The 659-nt window shown below is 22.6% G+C and carries 2 protein-coding genes; one reads left to right on the top strand and one right to left on the bottom strand.

Translation table 11 applies throughout. The features are described from left to right. Positions 1-37: 37 nt before the first annotated feature. On the bottom strand, positions 38-223 hold the full coding sequence (locus tag FMM56_RS01785) for a hypothetical protein (RefSeq protein ID WP_150207608.1): 186 nt from the start codon (positions 221-223) through the stop codon (positions 38-40). Between the two features lie 188 nt (positions 224-411). Between FMM56_RS01785 and FMM56_RS01780 the strand changes: the two genes are divergently transcribed. After that, positions 412-657: a hypothetical protein gene (locus FMM56_RS01780; RefSeq protein ID WP_150179531.1), complete on the top strand. Its 246-nt coding sequence runs from the start codon at positions 412-414 to the stop codon at positions 655-657. Positions 658-659: the final 2 nt, after the last annotated feature.

The raw sequence follows: 659 nt of genomic DNA, 5'->3' as shown, positions 1-659 counted from the left end.
ATAAATTTTATAATCACTAGCAATCTCTGCAACCTCGTTAAAATAACTTGTAAAAATATCCATCTTTATCTACCCCATAACCTAAACTTTGGCTTACAGCTTGTGATTTATGGGTTACTAAATTTGAATTTTTAGTATTTTCTGAGTTTGAATTTGTATTTTCATTTAAATTTTTAAAAGCTACATATTGGTTATTAAGATAAGAATTTACACTATTTATCATTTTATGCACCCTTAAAGTATTTCTATTTATATCGACAAATTAAAAATTAAAACTTTATAGATTAAAAATAAAAATTTTAAAAATGTAATAAATTTATACAAAATGAAAATATATTTAATAAAAAAAGTTAAATTTTTAAAATAAAAACGATTATTTTCTTAATAAATTTAAATTTTTTTAAGGAAAAAATGCTAAGTTCTGTTAATTTAGGCTATCAAAGCTATAATATAAATATTAAAAATTCCACTTCGCAAAATACAAGCTTAAATTCACAAAATGCTAGAAATTCAAATTTAGTAACCCATAAATCACAAGCTGTAAGTGAGAGTTTAGGCTATGGTGTGATAAGGATGAATATTTTACAAGTTATTTTAACGAGGTTGCAGAGATTGCTAGTGATTATAAAATTTATGCAAAGGGGACAGAAAATTTAGCT

This window comes from Campylobacter sp. LR264d, from assembly GCF_008633895.1.
Classification (GTDB): Bacteria; Campylobacterota; Campylobacteria; order Campylobacterales; family Campylobacteraceae; genus Campylobacter_D.
The sequence above is the reverse complement of the archived record's forward strand: the minus strand, read 5'-3'. Positions and strand labels throughout refer to the sequence as shown.

What these genes read in the sequence shown, in the direction of transcription:
- FMM56_RS01785 (WP_150207608.1), bottom strand. Translation starts at nt 223, where the DNA reads ATGATAAATAGTGTAAATTCTTATCTTAATAACCAATATGTAGCTTTT.
- FMM56_RS01780 (WP_150179531.1), top strand. Translation starts at nt 412, where the DNA reads ATGCTAAGTTCTGTTAATTTAGGCTATCAAAGCTATAATATAAATATT.